Raw genomic sequence first — 17,836 nt, 5'->3', positions numbered from 1 at the left:
CCGTGAAAACGTTCACGGTGGGCTATGAGAAGAATCCGGACGTGAGTGAACTGGCATACGCCCGCATTGTGGCGGAGCAATTTAAGACCGATCATCACGAATTAATCCTCCATCCCTCGAATCTCATGGATATTGTGTCCCAGGTTGTGTGGCACCTGGAAGAACCTATTGCTGAATACGCTACAATCCCGCTCATGCTTCTTTCCAAACTTGCCAAAGAACATGTGACTGTCATGCTGTCGGGCGAAGGGGCTGATGAGATCTTTGCCGGATATCCCATATACAGGATCATGAATGGAATCGGAAAATACCAGAAGATTCCTGCTACGCTGCGCAATGCTATCTTTCAACCGCTGATCAGCGCTTTCCTCGGAAACAAACGGGAAGGAAAGTATGTGGATTGGCTTACCTCACCTCTTGAGAAGAGATATCTCGGCAACGGCAGCTATTTTACCAAGTCCATGAGGGAAAAGCTCTATTCGCCCGGCTTCAGAGAAAAAGTGGATACCGATGAGGTGTTGGATAGGATACTCGGCTATTATCGTAAGGTCTCTCATAAGGATCCCATCAGTCAGATGCTCTACCTTGACACAAAGACCTGGTTGCCCGAAGATTTGCTTATCAAAGCGGACAAGATGACTATGGCGGCCTCCCTGGAACTTCGCGTTCCCTTCCTGGACCATGAGATGGTCGAGCTCGCCACTTCTTTACCGACTGCAATGAAAGCAACCATGGGTCAGTCCAAGTTCATTCTCAAGAAATATGCCGAAGAGTTGCTCCCCCATAAAATTGTATACAGGAAGAAGCGGGGATTTCCGGTCCCTGTTAAACAGTGGCTCCGGGGAGAACTGAACGACGTTGCCAGAGAAGTACTTCTCGATCAAAGGTCCAGATCCAGGGGCCTCTTTAACGGCGATTACGTGGAAAGGCTCTTTCACAGACATTCGGAAAGTACGGATGACCTGAGCAAGAACATATGGAACCTCCTGATTCTGGAAGTATGGTTCAGGATATTCGAAGACGGTGAGGTACCGTGTCTGACAAACTAAGAGTGCTTATCTTCTCCAGCATTTTTCCCAATAGTCTGGAAGGTAACAAAGGAATTTATATCTTCCACCAGGCCAAGGAATTGTCTCGTTCGTGCGAGGTAAGGGTGGTTGCCCCGATTCCATACGTACCCGGAGTTCTTAGAAGACATCCAAAGTATTCGATGGTCGCCAGGGTGCCGGAACTAGAAACCATAGATGGCCTGAGCGTATCTCATCCGAGGGTCTTTCTGACTCCCAGATTCGGACATTCGTTATACGGTTTATTCTTCTTCGTCTCGTTGATTCTCAGGATCAAACGGATCAAGAATGTTTTCAAACCTGATGTGCTCATAAGTTATTGGGTGTACCCGGACGGCTATGCAAGCGTGTGGTTCGGAAAGATCCTCGGGATCCCGGTAATCGTGGGGGGGCTCGGCTGCGATATAAACGAAGCAGAGGCGAATCCTTTGAGGGCTGCTGCAGTCAGGTGGACCCTAAAGAATAGCAGCCGCGTCATGGCAGTGAGCCAGGCAATGAAATCAACCATGGCGGGACTCGGCGCCTTCACCGACAAGATTCGCGCCATTCCCAACGGTATTAGCAACGACTTTGTACCCCTCGACAAAGAACATGCGAGGAGTCTTGTCAGTCTTAATCTTCCTTCGGCAGACACGAAGGTCATACTCTATTGCGGGAGATTGAGCCCGGAAAAGGGTGTAAACTACCTGCTCGATGCCGTTTCCCTTCTGCACGAACACGGCGTTGCCTTCCATTTGCTGTTGGTCGGAGAAGGTCCGGAGAGACAAAGGCTGCAAGATATGGTCAGGGTCTCGGGTTTGGAGCGGCAGATCGAGTTTCGTGGAGAAGTTTCTCATAAAGAGGTTCCCGTACTCATGAACGCCGCCGACGTGTTCTGTTTGCCGAGTATCCGAGAAGGATGGCCAAATGTGCTCATGGAAAGCCTTGCCTGCGGCACTCCCGTTGTTGCTTCGGCTGTGGGTGGAATTCCCGAGATTGTCATCAATGACAATTATGGATTTCTCGCGCCAAAGCAGGACGCTCAAGCACTCTCGGCGGCGCTCGAAAAAGCAATTGTCAAAGAGTGGGACAGGGATTCGATTGCCGCAAGCATGAGGCAGAGGACCTGGCAGACGGTCGCTGAAGAGATCGTGGAAGAAATCAAGCTGGTGCTGAACTGATGGCGATCGTAATAACAGCTGCAGCCTTTATCGTAATCGTGCTCTTTCTCTTTCTGTGGGGCGCAATCCGCAAAAGAAAGATTGACATCTGGTTGCCGGCCTACTGCAAAAAAACGATCGCCGATAGAATAAGACCAAGAAGCGATACACCCGTCGCACTGACACATATTCTTTTCTGCTTTGTTGACCATTTTGAGCCCGGCTGGGGTGGGGCAAGCAAGGAATTACAGCAGGAGCGTTTAGACGGGTGGTGCTCCAAGTATCCGGTTTTCGCGCAGCAATTCCGGGACGCCGATGGATTTCATCCGCGGCATACCTGGTTCTATCCGCCCCACTATTTCAATAAGGAACACATTGTCAGGCTGCTCTCACTCTGCTTAACGGGATACGGGGAAATAGAAATGCACATGCACCATAGCCGAATGGAACCATTCCCCGATAATTCTGAGACGCTCAAAAATAAGATTCAAGCATGCATCGACCTCTATTCTCAGTATGGGATTTTTGTGACCAGGGTGGATGGCCTTCCGCAGAGAAGGTACGCATTTATCCACGGCGACTGGGCTCTCGATAACAGCAGGCCGCAGTACTGCGGCGTTAACGATGAAATAACGATTTTGAGGCAGACGGGCTGCTACGCCGATTTCACCTTTCCCTCTTATATGGTCGAATCTCAACCGAGAACGGTGAATACTATATACTACGCAAAGGACAACCCGACTCAGGCCAAATCGTACGATAGGGGGGTGGAGGTTCGGGTAGGCTCTTCCGGAGACGGCGACCTGATGATGATACAAGGCCCGCTCGGTTTTCGCTGGAAGAAGAGAAAGGGCATTCCTATTGTTGGCATCGAGGATGGAGAAATCTCAGCCAATAACCTCCCCGTCACGGAACGAGTGGACGCCTGGATCAGCACGGGCATTCATGTTGCCGGAAGGGAGAACTGGATTGTCGTTAAAGTTTTTACTCATGGGGCACCGACAGAACATCATGATGTCTTGCTCGGAAACCCAATCAGGGAAATGCACCGTTATTTGAATGAAAAATATAATGACGGCCTCAAGTATGCGCTCCATTACGTAACGGCCAGAGAGCTGTACAATATCATAAAGGCGGCGGAACACGGAAAAGATGGAAATCCGGGGTTATTCAGGGACTATCTGCTTGAAGCATATCATTACAAGACATCATAACCAGGAATTTCTTGGGTGATTAAGGCGTGAGGATTCTCTACCATCATCGGACCCAGGGTGGCGGGGTAGAAAGGGTCCACATACTCGGTTTTGTTAATGCCTGGACCAAACAAGGCCACGAGGTTGATATTGTCTCCCCTCCGGGGGTGAAGATCGCCGAGAACGAAGCCAAAGAAAGAGGAGGGACGCGGGCCTCGAGCCCATGGAAGGCATTTAGCCGGAAAATCCCCCAATTCTTTTTTGAGATCTTTGAACTGGTTTACAACGCCTGGGCTCTCTTTGCCCTTTCACGGCGCGTGAGAAGCAAGAAGATTGAGCTCATATACGAGCGATATGCATTCCTGTGTTGCGCCGGGGCGCTGGTTGCTCTTTTTCACAGGATCCCGTTGCTTCTTGAGGTCAATTTTACCACTGAGACCCCCCTTGTCAGGTCGAGAACTACTTTGGTCCGGTTGATGGACCGAACCATCGAGAAATTCGTTTTCCGGCGAGCGAGCGGCCTCATAGTAGTCTCAACGTGGTTAAAGACCCGATTGGTTAAATCAGGTGTCACGCCGAATAAGATCCTTGTTGTGCCGAATGCCGCCGACCCGGACAAATTCTTTCCATCCAAGCCCGATCACAGGCTCTTGCGGAGTATGGGTATTGAAGGAAAGAAGATCATCGGATTCGTGGGCTTCTTCTACAAATGGCATGGCATCGATCTCTTACTCGACGCCTTTATGCGCATATCAAAACTCAGAGACGATATTGTCTGCGTACTGGTAGGTGACGGCCCGGCTATGGCCGAGACACGAGACAAGGTGAGCCGGGATGGACTTGAAAGAAAGGTGGTCTTCGTGGGACACGTTCCCTATGAAGAGATACCCGGGTATGTCGCTCTCTTTGATCTCGCCGTCATGCCGCACTCCAACGCATATGGTTCGCCCATGAAGATACCTGAATACATGGCAGCTGGCAAGGCCGTCGTAGCTCCTCGCCTGGAACCCATAGAAGACATCGTCCGTGACGCAGAAACAGGGCTATTGTTCCAACCAGGCGACACGGATGATTTGGCGAGAAAAATGATGATTCTGGTGGATCAAGAGGACTTGAGAGAAAAGATGGCTCAAGACGCGAGAAAATATATTGTCAATACGCATAATTGGTACATTAATGGGAAAAAAATATTGGACTACTTCGCGGGGGCAGAGATTAGAGGTGAGGCATGAAAATTCTGTTTATCACATCACGGTTCCCATACCCGCCTCTGAAAGGGGATAAGATACGGGCATACTATCCGATCAGGGATCTGTCGGCCAGGCACGAGATCGATCTTGTGGCCTTTAGTGAGGAAAAGATCGCCGATCAAGACCTCGCAGAAATGCGGAAGTACTGTCGGAAGATCAAACCGGTGGAAGTGAGCGAAAGGGCCTGGAAGGTGAAAGCGTACCTCGGTCTGTTCACTTCCTGGCCCTCGTACGTTTACTGCTATCATACACCAAAAATGACAGACATTATAACCGAAATGGTCTCGGAAAACAGCTACGATCTGGTTTATTTTGTGTGCGGCAGATTAGCCTATTACCGAGAACTGGTCAAAGGAATTCCAACCGCTATGGATTGGATCGACTCTTTCAGCCTGAGCACGGAGAGGCGATACAAGAGCGAGCGTAACCCTGTAAAGAAGGCTGCATATTTTCTGGAGTGGAAGAAGATGATTGCCTTCGAAAGTCATTACCCGAAGCTATTTGACGCAACTTTTATTACATCGGGGGTAGATAAGGAGTACTTGAAGAACGAAAACCTTGCTGTTGTCCCCAATGGGGTGGATGTGTCGCTGTTTCATGCGGGAACGGTCAAAAAGGACATCGATATTATCTTTACCGGAAACATGGGATATGATCCAAACGAGAAGGCCGTGGAGTTCTTCTGTGAAAAGGTCCTACCGGGGATAAAACAGTACTGTCCGGAAATAAAGTTCTACATCTGCGGCACCACACCGTCCGACAGAGTACTCAAATACCATGACGATCATAATGTGATAGTCACCGGTTTTGTCGAAGATATGGCCAAGATCCTCAATCGGAGTAAAGTCTTCGTAGCTCCAATGGTCTCCGGCGCCGGGATACAGAACAAGATACTCGAGGCCATGGCCTGTGGACTGCCTGTGGTGAGCACTCGTTTCGGAAACGCAGGGATTAAAGCCATGGATGGCGAGCAGATTATCATCAGGGACAACTCGCAGGATATGGCGTCGGAAATAGTGGATCTGATTCGAAATAGTGACCGAATGCATGAGATCGGATTGAAGGCCAAGGAGATGGTGGAAAAAGACTTCAGTTGGGAATTGAGCGTCAAGAAAATCGAATCCGCTTTACTGTCCTGTATAGCAGCCAGACAAGCCCAAAACAAATGATACCGCAAAGCGAGCTATCGAAGACGATTAGTCTTAGACCGGGGAGCAACACGTCTCATGAGTAGATCACAGCCCGCAGAGCCCAAGTTGCTGTTCCTTAGATATGGTTCATTTTCGGGAATTAATCGCTATTTAGTGGAAGGATTTAGAGAAAAAGGGTTTCGGGTAATAGATTGCGATGTCTCGGATGCGATCAACCCGAAAAGAACGCTTACCGGCATGCTGCTCATGCCTCTGGCCATGACAATATTCGGGAAACGATGGGCGGACGCCATCAATTACCTTCCGTTCGTGTTCAGGTTGTTATCCGGCCATTGCCAAAAAACAATCGAAAGAGAAGATCCTGATGTGATATTCCAGACGCAGACCCTGTTCGCGGGGGCCGTGAATCCCACAAGGAAGCCCTACTTCATCTACACCGACCACACACATTTGTTGACCGAAAAAGCGGCAAGGAATGATCTTGGAGAATCCGCGTCATTGGCCTCATCAAAATGGATTGATCTGGAAAAAGCCTGCTACCATCGGGCAACAACAATATTTACCATGAGCAATTATATCAAAAATAGCCTGATTAGCGATTATGAAATGGAGGAGAGCAGGATAGAGACCGTATATCCCGGCATTAACGTACCGGTTGCCAAAGAACAGAGGATGTCGCCTCAAGGAAAAAAGGTACTCTTTGTCGGGATTGATTTCAAACGAAAGGGAGGTCCTGTGCTGCTCGAGGCCTTCTCGAAGGTAAAGAATATTATCCCCGACGCAAAACTGACGATCGTCGGCTGCCATATAGAGAATAGCGATCCCAATATAATCGTTAAGGGGAAGCTCTCTTTGGAATTGACGGCACAGGAATTCAGAACCGCCGATATTTTCGTGATGCCTTCGCTTAGAGAACCTTTTGGCATAGTTTTTCTGGAAGCCATGGCAAACGGTCTTCCCTGTGTCGGGACCAGAATCGAAAGTATTCCGGAAATCATCGACGATGGAGAAACAGGTTATCTAATCGAACCAAACAATGCCGGGGAACTGGCGGAAAAAATCATCGATCTTCTCGGTAACCCGGCCAAGAGAAAAAGGATGGGTGAAAACGGATTTGAGAAGGCCCGGAAATTCTCATGGACGAGGAGTGTCGAGCAGATGGTCGATTGCATCAGAAAGGATGGTGAGGACTTGTAAAAAGTAAGTCAAGCGACAGGTGGGCAGTGTCAAAAGATGTGTAAAGAGAATGTGATTTTAGTCATTTGCTTCAAATCATGGTAGACTTATAATACGATATGATGCCGACAAGTACATGGACCAAATTAAGGGCTCATGTGCGATTCCGAATGCCGAATCGCAATTCGGGCACGCCCTTGCTTCATGGGGATGCCCTTTGTCGCAAGGAGGACTAACATGAAAAGAAGCAAGCATTTATTAATCTCCCTGACACTATTATTCGTTCTTGCAGGGATCACTTCGGTGGCTCAGGGCAAGACCATCTACATGGGTCCCAACGAAACCTACAAGAACCTGCAAAGTGCAGTTAGCGCAATGTCTGGTGGCGACACCCTGATCATAAGAGACGGTACATACACCGGCACCAATAACCAGATACGTTACAATCTGATGCCACCAAGCGGGTCTTCCAGCGCATACACAGTGGTACGAGCCGAAAACCCGGGTAAAGCTGTTTTCGATGGTCAGAACACGATCTCCATGTTCGACGGTTATGGCACGTTCACCATGTCCTATGTCCAGTTTGATGGTATTCAGTATGTCAATGGTAGCGGAGCTGGTGGTATTGGTCACAACCTTACCGGTTCGTCAGCCACCAATCGAACTGCTCATCACATCAAATTTACTCGGTGCGGTTTTGAGGACAACATCGCCATCCAGTACGCGTCATACATTCTCCTTGAAGACTGCTATGTGACCGGAATAGGCCGTTACAACTTTATCCCTTTCACTTCCGACCACGTAATATTCAGGCGGTGCGTGGCAAGGCTTGACAACGCCAACGGCAATGGCATGCCCATCTCCAATTTTGTAAATTATACCTCGCAGTATGTCGAGTACCAGAATTGCATAGCCATCGATAGCAACGACCAGTACTATACGAACTATGAGGGCGTGTATGGAGGTTTCTATTGCCGACATGTAAATACGGTCGGAGGGGTCGAATATCACAGTTCCAACACCAGTATCAGGGGGTCCATCGCACTGAACCTTCAGCACAGCAGATGGGGATCGTCCCCCTCCGAGGTCTTCTCGGTCGGCAACGGCTGTGATAATTTCTTGATGGAAAATACCGTGTTTTACGATTTTCTGAACGGAATGATCGTTGATAACTCAATAAACATGGACTTCACGATTCGACACAATACTTTCGGAAAATCGAGCTACTCCGCAGCATGGAATATGATGACTGCGAATACCACATCGTATGGTGATGTAAGCAACTCGCTCTTTTTCAATCTCGGCGGCAGCGGTACGGCGATCTCTAACATCAAGAGTTCCACCAATGACGCCTTCTACGGAAACTTTGCCAATAAATCGAATGTTGGCTCCTCTGCAGCCGATATCACTACCACCAATCCACTGGCGGGCGCCCTGAAATATCTCGTCAGAATCGAGTCCGGTTCAAATTTAAGCGGAAAGGCATCGGACGGCGGCGATATTGGGGCCACAATTCTGTACAAAATAGGTGCCGATGGCTCCATGTGGGGTGACACCGGTTATAATACAACCACTACCAATAGTCTGTGGCCCTGGCCTTACGAGGACACCATCAGGACTTTCTTCAGGACTTACGGGGCCCCCTCCAGTCCCGATCCTACGAGAGGCTTCTGCGCGGATAACATGACGCTCTCAAAATACATCTGGGAATATCTGGGGAATTCCTGCCCGCCTGGAAAGTGCAACGCCAACAAAGGCCCGGCTCTGACAGTAGCGCCCAACTGAGATCAGTCTACAGCGAAAAGATGGGCTTTCTCCTCAAGAAGGAGAAAGCCCATAAACACATGTCCGATTGGTTCATTTTGGATTTACCTGCTAAAGCTCTCTGCAATTACTCACACACAGCCAATTTCGGTTGTCCAGGTTGGCGGAAAACTCGACAGTATCGGCGGGCATTATACCACTCAACGTGATGTTGAAGAACCTGTATCCCATATTTCCAAGCAAATGGTTCAGATAATAGGCCACCTCGGCATTTAAGACCTCCACGATAACATAAGGGGAGCTGGAATTTAGTGTAGCAGTGCCGCCCTTAAGTACGAACGTCTCGGCGCCCTCAACGTCTATCTTTATGAGATCTACCTTTTCAATGTTACGGGATTCACAAAATTCATCAAGCGTGACGGTACTCACTTGACGCTCGCCTTCAATTGTCAGCCCCCTGCCCTGTTTGAGAGACGCCATGGTATCATCTTCGGTCAGATAAAGGCTGGATACTCCGGTTGTATTACTCACCGCTTGAGGTATAACCCAAATATTACTAAGGTCATTCAGGGCCTTATTTGCTTCGATGGCATCCGATAAGGAGGGGATGGGCTCGAAGGCATAGACGCGAGCATTCAAATTTGCTTTAGCTCCCGAGATGGCGAAGAGTCCTATGTTAGCCCCGATATCCATGATAACTGAAGACTTCCTTGCAAGGTGGGTGAAGATCGATATTGCGACCGCGTCAGGATAGCTCTTTGTCCAGAAGATCTGCCTCCCGATAGCTCCCCTCGCGTAATACCTCATGTCTTCGCCGTCGATCGTAATCGATGTAACTTCATCTGCCGAAACGGGCACTCTCTCGATTATGTTCGTTAGTATGGTATGATAGCGAAATCTGCACAAAAGTCGCAATCCGTGTATAACCAGGAAGTTAATGTGCTTCTGAAGAAGTATTTTCTTTGCAGGCGACTTGAAATCCATCTTAGACCCAGCGTGACGTTTCTTGAGCATAGCACATCCGAATGGTATGGTTCAAAACAAACCAGCTGATACACAGAGACGGTTTCCTCGGCAGACACGAAAGATGATCGAATTATGAACGGGTACGCACGTAAGTATAAAGGAGGGCTCGGATGCGGTTCTTTCTTGTGACAGGGGCGGCAGGTTTTATAGGCGCCCGAACGTGCCAGCTCCTGCTGGAAAACGGTAGCTCTGTAGTCGGTATCGACAATATGAACGATTACTACGACGTGCGGTTAAAAGAACACAGACTTCATGGTCTGGCCCGATTTGATAATTTTGTCTGGTCATTGACGGATATCGAAGACCGCAATTCTCTGGAGTCTCTCTTTGCTACTTATCGCTTTGACGCGGTCATTAATCTCGCAGCCAGGGCGGGTGTAAGATACAGTATGGAGAACCCGCATGTGTATATGGCGACTAATGCACAGGGCACCCTCAACATCCTGGAGATGATGAGGAAATTCGGGGTCCAAAAGATGGTGCTCGCCTCAACTTCCTCACTCTACGCAGGTCAACCCATGCCATTCAAGGAAGACCTGCCGGTCAATGCCCCCATCTCTCCATATGCGGCGACAAAGAAGGCCGCGGAGGTGATGGCTTATACATATCACTATCTCTTCGGGATGGATGTTTCGGTATTGCGCTATTTTACCGTCTACGGACCCGCGGGCAGACCTGACATGAGCATATTCCGGTTTATCAAGTGGATAGACGAAGGCACGCCCATCGAGCTCTTCGGGGATGGGACACAAGCGAGAGATTTCACCTTCGTCGATGACATCGCCAGTGGCACCATAAAGGCACTCAAACCGCTCGGATACGAAATCATAAACCTCGGTGGAGGGCAAAATCCGATCTCACTCAATCATGTGATTGGCGAAATTCAAAGCGGTCTCGGCAAAATAGCCGCGATAGACCATAAACCTTTTAACAAAACCGATATAAAGGAGACCTGGGCCGATATCAGTAAAGCGAGAACACTCCTGGAATGGGAGCCCGGGGTCGCCCTCAAGGACGGACTCAAGGCAACAATGGACTGGTATTTCGCCAACAAGCATTGGGTGAAAGACATTCGTTTGTAGTCAGACTCTCTTCTATGGTCAATCTTCTTATTTGTGAATCAGGTATGGGGTATGGAGGTTCGGCGTCTTATCTGTATTCTTTTCTCAGCCACCTGGACAGGCATACATTCCATCCCACTGTGTTGTTTTATAAGAGGGGCGCAGGACCTTTTATTCGCAAAATTCAAGAATCAGATGCCGAGGTGGAGTTTCTCTCAAGCGAGGAAAGATACACACAACCACGGCACAGCACATTTCCATTTATCAAACATATTCAAATCATTTTTGCAATCCTCAAACAAAATTTTATTCCTGTTCTGCGACTGATCGCGATGATAAAGAAGGGAAAAATTGATCTGGTTCTGTTGAACCAGGACGTGATCTACCATATGCCTGCGATTCTTGCGGCGGCCATCGCCCGAGTTCCTTGCGTTGTGCGTAAGGGAGGTGTGGGAGTTCATAACCCGGGAAAGAGAATGTGGAAGATGCTTTCTTCTTTTCCGAAAGTTTTCATTGCCTCTTCCCACGCCGAATACAATTTTCACACTGAATCCGGATTCCCCTACAAGAAGATGGTTGTAATTTTTGAAGGGGTGGATGTGGAAGCATTCAAACCCGGACAAAAGACTCAGGCACTACACGATGAATTCGGTATAGCGCCCGGCATACAGCTCATCGGATTGATTTCCCGGATAGATGAAGGTAAGGGACATGAAGACGTGATTGGGGCTGCATCCATCGTGTTAAGGGAATTTCCTGATGCGGTCTTCTTAATAGTGGGCGATGAAGACAAATCCATCATGAGTAACCTCCTCAATCAGGTGAAGTCATCCGGGTTGGAGGGTAAAGTGATCTTCACCGGCTGGCGCAAGGACACCTCCGAGATCCTAAAGGAGATCGATATCTTTGTTCATTGCCCCAACACCTGGCGGGAAGGCATGGGCATCGCAACCCTTGAGGCGTTGGCCAGCGCCAAACCCGTGGTCATAACCGATAATTGGGGGCTTTCGGATACCACACAACACGGCTTTAACGGTTTCGTTGTGCCCATAGGCCATAGGGGGAAGATTGCGGATGGCATACTGAGCCTCCTTAGGGACCGCCAGTTGCGCATGAAGATGGGCGCGAACTCCCGATTAAGGGCCTGTGAACTTTTTGACATCACCAAGAACATCAAATCCATAGAGCATATTATGCTTGAGACTCTCTCGTTTTCAAAGGCCCCATAAAATGGATAATCCCACCCTTCGTATCGTTAGTGACCCTCACGAGATGAAAGCCATGAGGGAATCATGGAATGAACTCCTGAAGAATTCCTCATCCGACACGCCGTTTCTTACCTGGGAATGGATGTATACCTGGTGGGAATGTTTCGGAGACGGTAAAACACCATGTATTGTCGTAGCGGAAGATCAAGGCGCTCTGGTGGGCATAGCGCCCCTCTATATAACACGGGGAAGATTCTTCGGTCTAAGGTCCTTAAGACATCTCGAGTTCATCGGTTCTGCCGGTGTTATTACCGAGTATCAGGATTTTATCATTCGCAGGGGTCGCGAGCGGGAGATTGTTTCTTATTTCCTCGAATTTCTTTTCGACAATGTCAGGAAATGGGACGTGATAAATCTTACTTCCGTGCGGAAGGAAAGCGTAAATCTTGAAGAGGTGCGTGTCTATTGCGATGCGGCACATGTCCCATTTTGGGAATATCAATCAAACGTATCGCCCTATATTGAACTCAATGGGAGTTTGGATGACTTCATGAAAACTTTGAGCCAGACTTCCCGCTACAAGTTCAGGAACCACCTGAAAAAGCTCGAAAAGGGCAGAACGGTTAAGATGTGCGAAACCATGGACAAGAAGAGTGTTGAGAATGATTTCGCGACCATTATTGAGCTTCACCAAAAGCGCTGGGAACAAAAAGGAGGCCCTGGCAGCTTTGCCCGGTACAGAGAGGGCTATCTCAGGTTTCACAATACCATAATCCAGCGGTTCTTCGATAACGGCTGGCTGTACCTCTTGAGGCTCCTCGTGGACGGTACACCGGCGGCAGGGCATTATAGCTTCTTTTACAATGGCGTCGTGTACAATCATTCTATCGGATTCGACCCTCGTTGGTCGAACTTTCGCGTGGGGAGCGTTCTCCAGCTGCTTGCCCTTGAGGACTGTACACAAAAAGGCGCAAAGGAATTTGATTTCTTGCGTGGAACTGAAGAATACAAGTATATCTGGACTAAGAAGGAACACCTCAGTGTGGACACCGTGATCTGGCGCTCCCGGGCAAAAGCACGGTGGGCAACGCTGGAGAGGAAAACTCGAAAGACCTTGAAATCTCTCTTTCCAAAGGCTATGGTCGAGAAAATATATCACCGGTTGATGAATCGAGAATACGAATGATGTTGCGTAACATCAAGCAGGCTACGGGCGCCATGATATCTGCCGCAGGGCTCATACCGATAATTAGTAGTCTGTATCGCACCACCTACCCGTTACCCACCCGTGTGCTCTATTCGCATCAGGTGGTCGCCAGGTCTGACGGATTGGCAGAATTTCTACAGATGCTCGGCCATTTTTCCGTGGAGGAATTGGAAACGCGTATAAGCTACCTCAAGAAACATTATGTATTTGTGACCCTTGATGAATACGTGTCATTGTTTCGTGAAAGACGAAAACCCTCTTTCCCCTCACTATCGCTTACCTTCGACGACGGTCATCGCAATCTTTATACCAATGTTTACCCCTTATTGAAGAAATATTCGATCCCTGCAACGATCTTTCTCACAACCGGCTGCGTGGAAAATCATACCGTTCTTTCCCAGGACCAACTCATTTACATGTTCGGCAAGACCAAAATCGACAGTTTCACCCACCCTGCCCTTTTCAACAAGACCTACTTTTTGAGAAACGAAAATGAGAGGCTAGCCACATTCAGGGACATTAATGCGCAACTCAAGAAAATGTTCCACAAGGACAGGTTACAGGCAATAGAACAGTTGCAGGCAATTTTGAACACAGATCTGCGGGATATCCACGAAACAATCCGAATGCTTTCATGGAGTGAAATTAAGGAAATGTATGAATCGAGGCTCGTCTCATTTGGCGCCCACACCGTGTCGCACCCCATTCTCACAAGGATACCGCCCGAAAAGACAAGATACGAGATTGAGATCCCGAAATTGCAGATAGAACAGCAGTTAGGCGAAGAAGTGCGCTTCTTCGCCTATCCGAATGGGAGCATATCCGATTATGATGAATCAGTAAAGACCATGGTCAAAGAGGCCGGCTACACGTTGGCATTTACTACGGTGGAGTTTACCGGATACGCATACGACGAGTATGAAATGCCCAGATATTGTTTTGAGAGAGGCGACTCTTTCAACGGTTTCGCGCTCAAGATGTCAGGCTTTCACGACCTTATGAGAACCGCTAAGAACTGGGCGCGTAGGGAAAAGGGGTATAGATAGCTCCTTTTTGTGTCAGTTGACGTCAACTATGTGGCAAAGTGGCCCGTCATTTGATAAACTGAATATGTAATGAAGATCGGGCCTGCTTACAAGGCTTCGGTCTGTAAGGCGTAGCAAAGGCAATTTATCCTCATACAACATGAAGAAAGGAAGAGGCAATGGCAGAAACGTTTAGGAAACACATTCTTTGTATCGGAGCGGGATATGTGGGTGGACCCACCATGGCAATGATTGCTTACAAATGTCCCCAGTATCGCGTGACGGTAGTCGATATCAACCAGGAAAGGATAAAGCAGTGGAAATCAAACGAACTTCCCGTATATGAACCCGGTCTTGACGAGATCGTCCAGGCCACGCGCGGGAAGAACCTCTTCTTTGATACGGACATCGAAAAAGGTATCAGGGAGTCCGAGCTCATTTTTGTGGCCGTCAATACGCCTACAAAAACTTTTGGAGCAGGCGCCGGCATGGCGGCTGATCTTCAGTACTGGGAAAAAACGGCAAGACAAATCAGGGAGGCGGCCGACTCTCCCAAAATTGTGGTGGAAAAATGCACTATCCCGGTCAAGACCGCTCTCGCCATGGAGCGTATTCTCACGTCCAAGGGAAACGATATTCATTTTGAGGTGCTCTCTAACCCTGAGTTTCTTGCAGAAGGCACAGCCATAAAGGACCTCGAATTTCCTGACCGCGTGCTCATCGGATCGCACGAAACGGAAACCGGTATAAAGGCGAGAAGCGAGCTTGTTGAGGTCTATAAGAACTGGGTGCCCAAGGACCGCATCATAGAGAGCAATGTCTGGAGCAGCGAGCTTTCAAAGCTCGTAGCCAACGCATTTCTCGCTCAAAGGATATCGTCGATAAATGCTATTTCCGCTCTCTGTGAGAAGACCGAGGCTGATATCGGAGAGGTCTCAAAGGCTATTGGACTGGATAGCCGGCTCGGAAGTAAATTCCTCAATGCGAGCATCGGTTTCGGCGGTTCCTGTTTTAAGAAAGATATATTAAACCTGGCTTACCTTTGTAAGACCTACGGCCTTGACGAAGTGGCAGATTACTGGGAAAGTGTTGTAAGAATTAATGAATATCAAAAAGAGCGCTTCATATTGAACATGCTCAATTCCATGTTCAATACGCTGGCCGGCAAAAGGATATGCCTTTTTGGCTTCGCATTCAAGGCCGATACCGGCGACACACGGGAGACGCCGGCCCTGTACATCGCGAAAAGGCTTGTGGAGGAGAAAGCGGAACTCGTGATCACCGATCCCAAGGCTTTGCCCAATGCCGCGATCGATCTTGCGGGTCTTGGAAGCATCGTATATGAGGAAGATCCGTACAAGGCCGCCCTGGGTTGCGATGCCATCGCCATCATGACGGAGTGGAGCCTCTACAAAGCACTCGATTACGGGACAATTTACAAATCCATGATCAAACCGGCTTTTGTATTTGACGGGCGTAATATCCTGGACGCCAGGCGATTGCATACGATCGGTTTTAACGTCTTTCCTATAGGAAAAACGCCTCTGACGCATTTCTAGAGCACGCATCACCGGTCATGAGATTCGCGTGAAAGATGTCTTCAATGTTATATTGGTATAACAGAGCTTGAGTGTGATATTCGTCACACTTTTGAGGTATATTCATAAATAAAACCTTGACATGAGTAGGACGAGGTATTACACTATTGACGGATTGGGGCGAGAAAGACGTATCGCCAAGAATTTGGTTCTTCAAGGAGAAAGTATGAAAAGGTTCGTTGTGTTCGCGGTGATTCTTCTCTTTGCAAGCTTGCCTTGTTTTGTACGCGCCGATGTCCTGCCACTTGTAAACAACGGCAACGGGCTGATTTATGACCCAAACCTCAACATCACCTGGCTTGACTATACCTATTTCGGTCCTTCTTCCGGAACGCTTGCAACGTGGTCCGACGCAATGGCCTGGGCCTCTGGGCTCAATGCCGGAGGTGTAACTGGCTGGCGGCTTCCCCATGCCCTGCCCGTCAATGGCTCCACGTATAACTATACTTTCAGCGCCAATGGTTCCACCGATTTCGGTTATAATATCAGCAGTCCGAACAGTGAGATGGCCTATCTCTACTATGTAGAATTGGGCAATAAGGGGTATTACGCGCCTGACGGGTCATATCCACAGCCCGGCTGGGGACTCACGAATACCGGTTATTTCAGCCAGTTATACTGGGGCAGTTACTGGAGCGGCACCCCGTTTGACCAGGATCCGACCTACGCCTGGTTCTTCCGCTTCGATGGCGGCCGTCAGGAGGCTGGCCCGGACAGCACAACACTCATCGCACTCGCCGTGCATGACGGCGATGTTGGCGGGCTTGGCGTTCCGGCGCCTATTCCAAGTGTTTTGTTGCTTTTTGCTCCAGGTATCGCTGGAATAATAGCCATCAGAAAAAGATGGGGTAATCTTTAACACTTGAGTAATCCGATCCCGCTTTTTAAACCGGAAATCTGATACCCTCGTTTTACTGGGTCTCTCGTTTCTCACCCTGTAGTGCCACATAAACGATCCGGCAAACCGGATAATCTTAACACCTCCTGATCTTATGGCGTTCAGTTCTCGTACAACGAAAATAACCGGCGAGCATATCCACCTGTCCGCCCTATTTCTGTTCGCCTTCATCGTCCTCATGGTCTTCCGGATCAAAACCCCTGACGATGGTGACACTTACGCCTACGCGAACAGCATCTCAACCTTCGCCGGCCCCGTAATTCATTTCGGATATTTCGTTGTCGGCTTTCTTTTGCACAGCTTTCTCCAAAAGATTGGGGTTAACGCCCTCCAAACGCTTGGCTATATGTCGGTTCTCTTCGGAAGCCTATCCGTGGCCTGTATATACCTTTTCACGCTTGAGTTGACGGGAGACCGCATCCAGGGCTTGCTGGCGGGGCTGGTTCTTTTGTTTTCCGGCACGTTTTGGCTCTTCGCCGAGCATGGAGAGGTCTACGTACCTCAGCTGGCTATTATATTACTGGCCACAATAGCAATGCTCAAGCGAAGGCCATTCATGGCGAGTATCTTTTTTCTCATCGCCATGTCCATTACGCCCACATCGTGTCTTGTATTCCCACCGCTACTCTATATCGCGCATTATAGAGGACTCACAAAGAAAGATGTCGCCTGGTTTGCGATTCCCGCGTTTTGTTCGCTCTTTCTCGTCTTTCTTCTTGCTTTTCATCAGGTCGTAGCCATCATGAAATGGGCCACATATTCCCCGAGGGTGTTCTTCTCCAACCTTACCGTTAGGGAGGGCGTCATCACCCTTATCTATCAGCTACTCGTGGTTTATCTGAAGCCGTTTAACGTCTGCATTGCTTTTGCCGCCGTGGGGGCATTCTATTTGTATCGCCACGACAAAAAGATCTTCTTTTTGATGGTATGGTTCATGTTGCCCTTCATCGCATACATCTTTAACCTAGGTCTCATCTCAGGAGATCATTTGATAATAACTTTCATCGTGGTCAGCTTTCTAGTTTCGTACTTGCTTTCCCGATTACTGCAGGCTAAGGACGGAAACATTGCGG

15 protein-coding genes are annotated in these 17,836 nt (G+C 48.8%); 14 read left to right on the top strand and 1 reads right to left on the bottom strand.

Annotated elements, in window-relative coordinates; genetic code table 11:
* The 7 genes from VMT62_00685 to VMT62_00655 form a co-directional block, all read left to right on the top strand.
* The coding region (locus VMT62_00685; protein HVN94922.1) for an asparagine synthase C-terminal domain-containing protein at positions 1–1,049 on the top strand (1,049 nt) is incomplete at its 5' end.
* Positions 1,034–2,227 (top strand): glycosyltransferase family 4 protein, encoded by a 1,194-nt coding sequence (locus VMT62_00680; protein ID HVN94921.1) that lies wholly within the window; start codon positions 1,034–1,036, stop codon positions 2,225–2,227. The genes VMT62_00685 and VMT62_00680, both read left to right, overlap by 16 nt.
* Positions 2,227–3,420, top strand: a complete 1,194-nt coding sequence (locus tag VMT62_00675) for a hypothetical protein (GenBank protein ID HVN94920.1) — start codon at positions 2,227–2,229, stop codon at positions 3,418–3,420. The genes VMT62_00680 and VMT62_00675 overlap by 1 nt, the downstream gene beginning before the upstream one ends.
* A 26-nt stretch (positions 3,421–3,446) precedes the next feature.
* Positions 3,447–4,631, top strand: coding sequence for a glycosyltransferase family 4 protein (locus tag VMT62_00670; protein HVN94919.1), 1,185 nt, complete (start codon positions 3,447–3,449; stop codon positions 4,629–4,631).
* On the top strand, positions 4,628–5,818 hold the full coding sequence (locus VMT62_00665; protein HVN94918.1) for a glycosyltransferase: 1,191 nt from the start codon (positions 4,628–4,630) through the stop codon (positions 5,816–5,818). Before VMT62_00670 ends, VMT62_00665 begins: the two co-directional genes overlap by 4 nt.
* Before the next feature lie 57 nt (positions 5,819–5,875).
* Positions 5,876–6,997 carry a glycosyltransferase family 4 protein gene (locus VMT62_00660; protein HVN94917.1) on the top strand — a complete coding sequence of 374 codons (1,122 nt, stop codon included), beginning with the start codon at positions 5,876–5,878 and terminating at the stop codon, positions 6,995–6,997.
* A 216-nt stretch (positions 6,998–7,213) separates the two neighbouring features.
* Positions 7,214–8,761, top strand: coding sequence for a chondroitinase-B domain-containing protein (locus tag VMT62_00655; GenBank protein HVN94916.1), 1,548 nt, complete (start codon positions 7,214–7,216; stop codon positions 8,759–8,761).
* Between the two features lie 90 nt (positions 8,762–8,851).
* Here VMT62_00655 and VMT62_00650 read toward each other — a convergent pair whose 3' ends face one another.
* On the bottom strand, positions 8,852–9,754 hold the full coding sequence (locus VMT62_00650) for an FkbM family methyltransferase (protein HVN94915.1): 903 nt from the start codon (positions 9,752–9,754) through the stop codon (positions 8,852–8,854).
* A 122-nt stretch (positions 9,755–9,876) separates the two neighbouring features.
* Between VMT62_00650 and VMT62_00645 the strand changes: the two genes are divergently transcribed.
* From VMT62_00645 to VMT62_00615, 7 genes are all read left to right on the top strand, one after another.
* On the top strand, positions 9,877–10,848 hold the full coding sequence (locus VMT62_00645; GenBank protein HVN94914.1) for an SDR family NAD(P)-dependent oxidoreductase: 972 nt from the start codon (positions 9,877–9,879) through the stop codon (positions 10,846–10,848).
* Positions 10,755–12,056, top strand: coding sequence for a glycosyltransferase (locus tag VMT62_00640; protein HVN94913.1), 1,302 nt, complete (start codon positions 10,755–10,757; stop codon positions 12,054–12,056). The genes VMT62_00645 and VMT62_00640 overlap by 94 nt, the downstream gene beginning before the upstream one ends.
* A gap of 1 nt (position 12,057) precedes the next feature.
* On the top strand, positions 12,058–13,221 hold the full coding sequence (locus VMT62_00635) for a GNAT family N-acetyltransferase (protein ID HVN94912.1): 1,164 nt from the start codon (positions 12,058–12,060) through the stop codon (positions 13,219–13,221).
* Positions 13,218–14,288: a polysaccharide deacetylase family protein gene (locus tag VMT62_00630; GenBank protein HVN94911.1), complete on the top strand. Its 1,071-nt coding sequence runs from the start codon at positions 13,218–13,220 to the stop codon at positions 14,286–14,288. The genes VMT62_00635 and VMT62_00630 overlap by 4 nt, the downstream gene beginning before the upstream one ends.
* Before the next feature lie 158 nt (positions 14,289–14,446).
* Complete coding sequence (locus tag VMT62_00625; GenBank protein ID HVN94910.1) at positions 14,447–15,826, top strand: nucleotide sugar dehydrogenase; 1,380 nt, start codon at positions 14,447–14,449, stop codon at positions 15,824–15,826.
* Between the two features lie 205 nt (positions 15,827–16,031).
* Positions 16,032–16,724 (top strand): hypothetical protein, encoded by a 693-nt coding sequence (locus tag VMT62_00620; protein ID HVN94909.1) that lies wholly within the window; start codon positions 16,032–16,034, stop codon positions 16,722–16,724.
* Positions 16,725–16,857: 133 nt separating this feature from the next.
* Positions 16,858–17,836: hypothetical protein (locus tag VMT62_00615; GenBank protein HVN94908.1), on the top strand; the 979-nt coding region annotated here is incomplete at its 3' end.

It is taken from the genome of Syntrophorhabdaceae bacterium (genome assembly GCA_035541755.1).
Taxonomy (GTDB): Bacteria; Desulfobacterota; Syntrophorhabdia; order Syntrophorhabdales; family Syntrophorhabdaceae; genus PNOF01.
The sequence above is the reverse complement of the archived record's forward strand: the minus strand, read 5'-3'. Positions and strand labels throughout refer to the sequence as shown.

What these genes read in the sequence shown, in the direction of transcription:
- VMT62_00675 (HVN94920.1), top strand. Translation starts at nt 2,227, where the DNA reads ATGGCGATCGTAATAACAGCTGCAGCCTTTATCGTAATCGTGCTCTTT.
- VMT62_00665 (HVN94918.1), top strand. Translation starts at nt 4,628, where the DNA reads ATGAAAATTCTGTTTATCACATCACGGTTCCCATACCCGCCTCTGAAA.
- VMT62_00660 (HVN94917.1), top strand. Translation starts at nt 5,876, where the DNA reads ATGAGTAGATCACAGCCCGCAGAGCCCAAGTTGCTGTTCCTTAGATAT.
- VMT62_00655 (HVN94916.1), top strand. Translation starts at nt 7,214, where the DNA reads ATGAAAAGAAGCAAGCATTTATTAATCTCCCTGACACTATTATTCGTT.
- VMT62_00650 (HVN94915.1), bottom strand. Translation starts at nt 9,754, where the DNA reads ATGCTCAAGAAACGTCACGCTGGGTCTAAGATGGATTTCAAGTCGCCT.
- VMT62_00645 (HVN94914.1), top strand. Translation starts at nt 9,877, where the DNA reads ATGCGGTTCTTTCTTGTGACAGGGGCGGCAGGTTTTATAGGCGCCCGA.
- VMT62_00640 (HVN94913.1), top strand. Translation starts at nt 10,755, where the DNA reads ATGGGAGCCCGGGGTCGCCCTCAAGGACGGACTCAAGGCAACAATGGA.
- VMT62_00635 (HVN94912.1), top strand. Translation starts at nt 12,058, where the DNA reads ATGGATAATCCCACCCTTCGTATCGTTAGTGACCCTCACGAGATGAAA.
- VMT62_00630 (HVN94911.1), top strand. Translation starts at nt 13,218, where the DNA reads ATGATGTTGCGTAACATCAAGCAGGCTACGGGCGCCATGATATCTGCC.
- VMT62_00625 (HVN94910.1), top strand. Translation starts at nt 14,447, where the DNA reads ATGGCAGAAACGTTTAGGAAACACATTCTTTGTATCGGAGCGGGATAT.
- VMT62_00620 (HVN94909.1), top strand. Translation starts at nt 16,032, where the DNA reads ATGAAAAGGTTCGTTGTGTTCGCGGTGATTCTTCTCTTTGCAAGCTTG.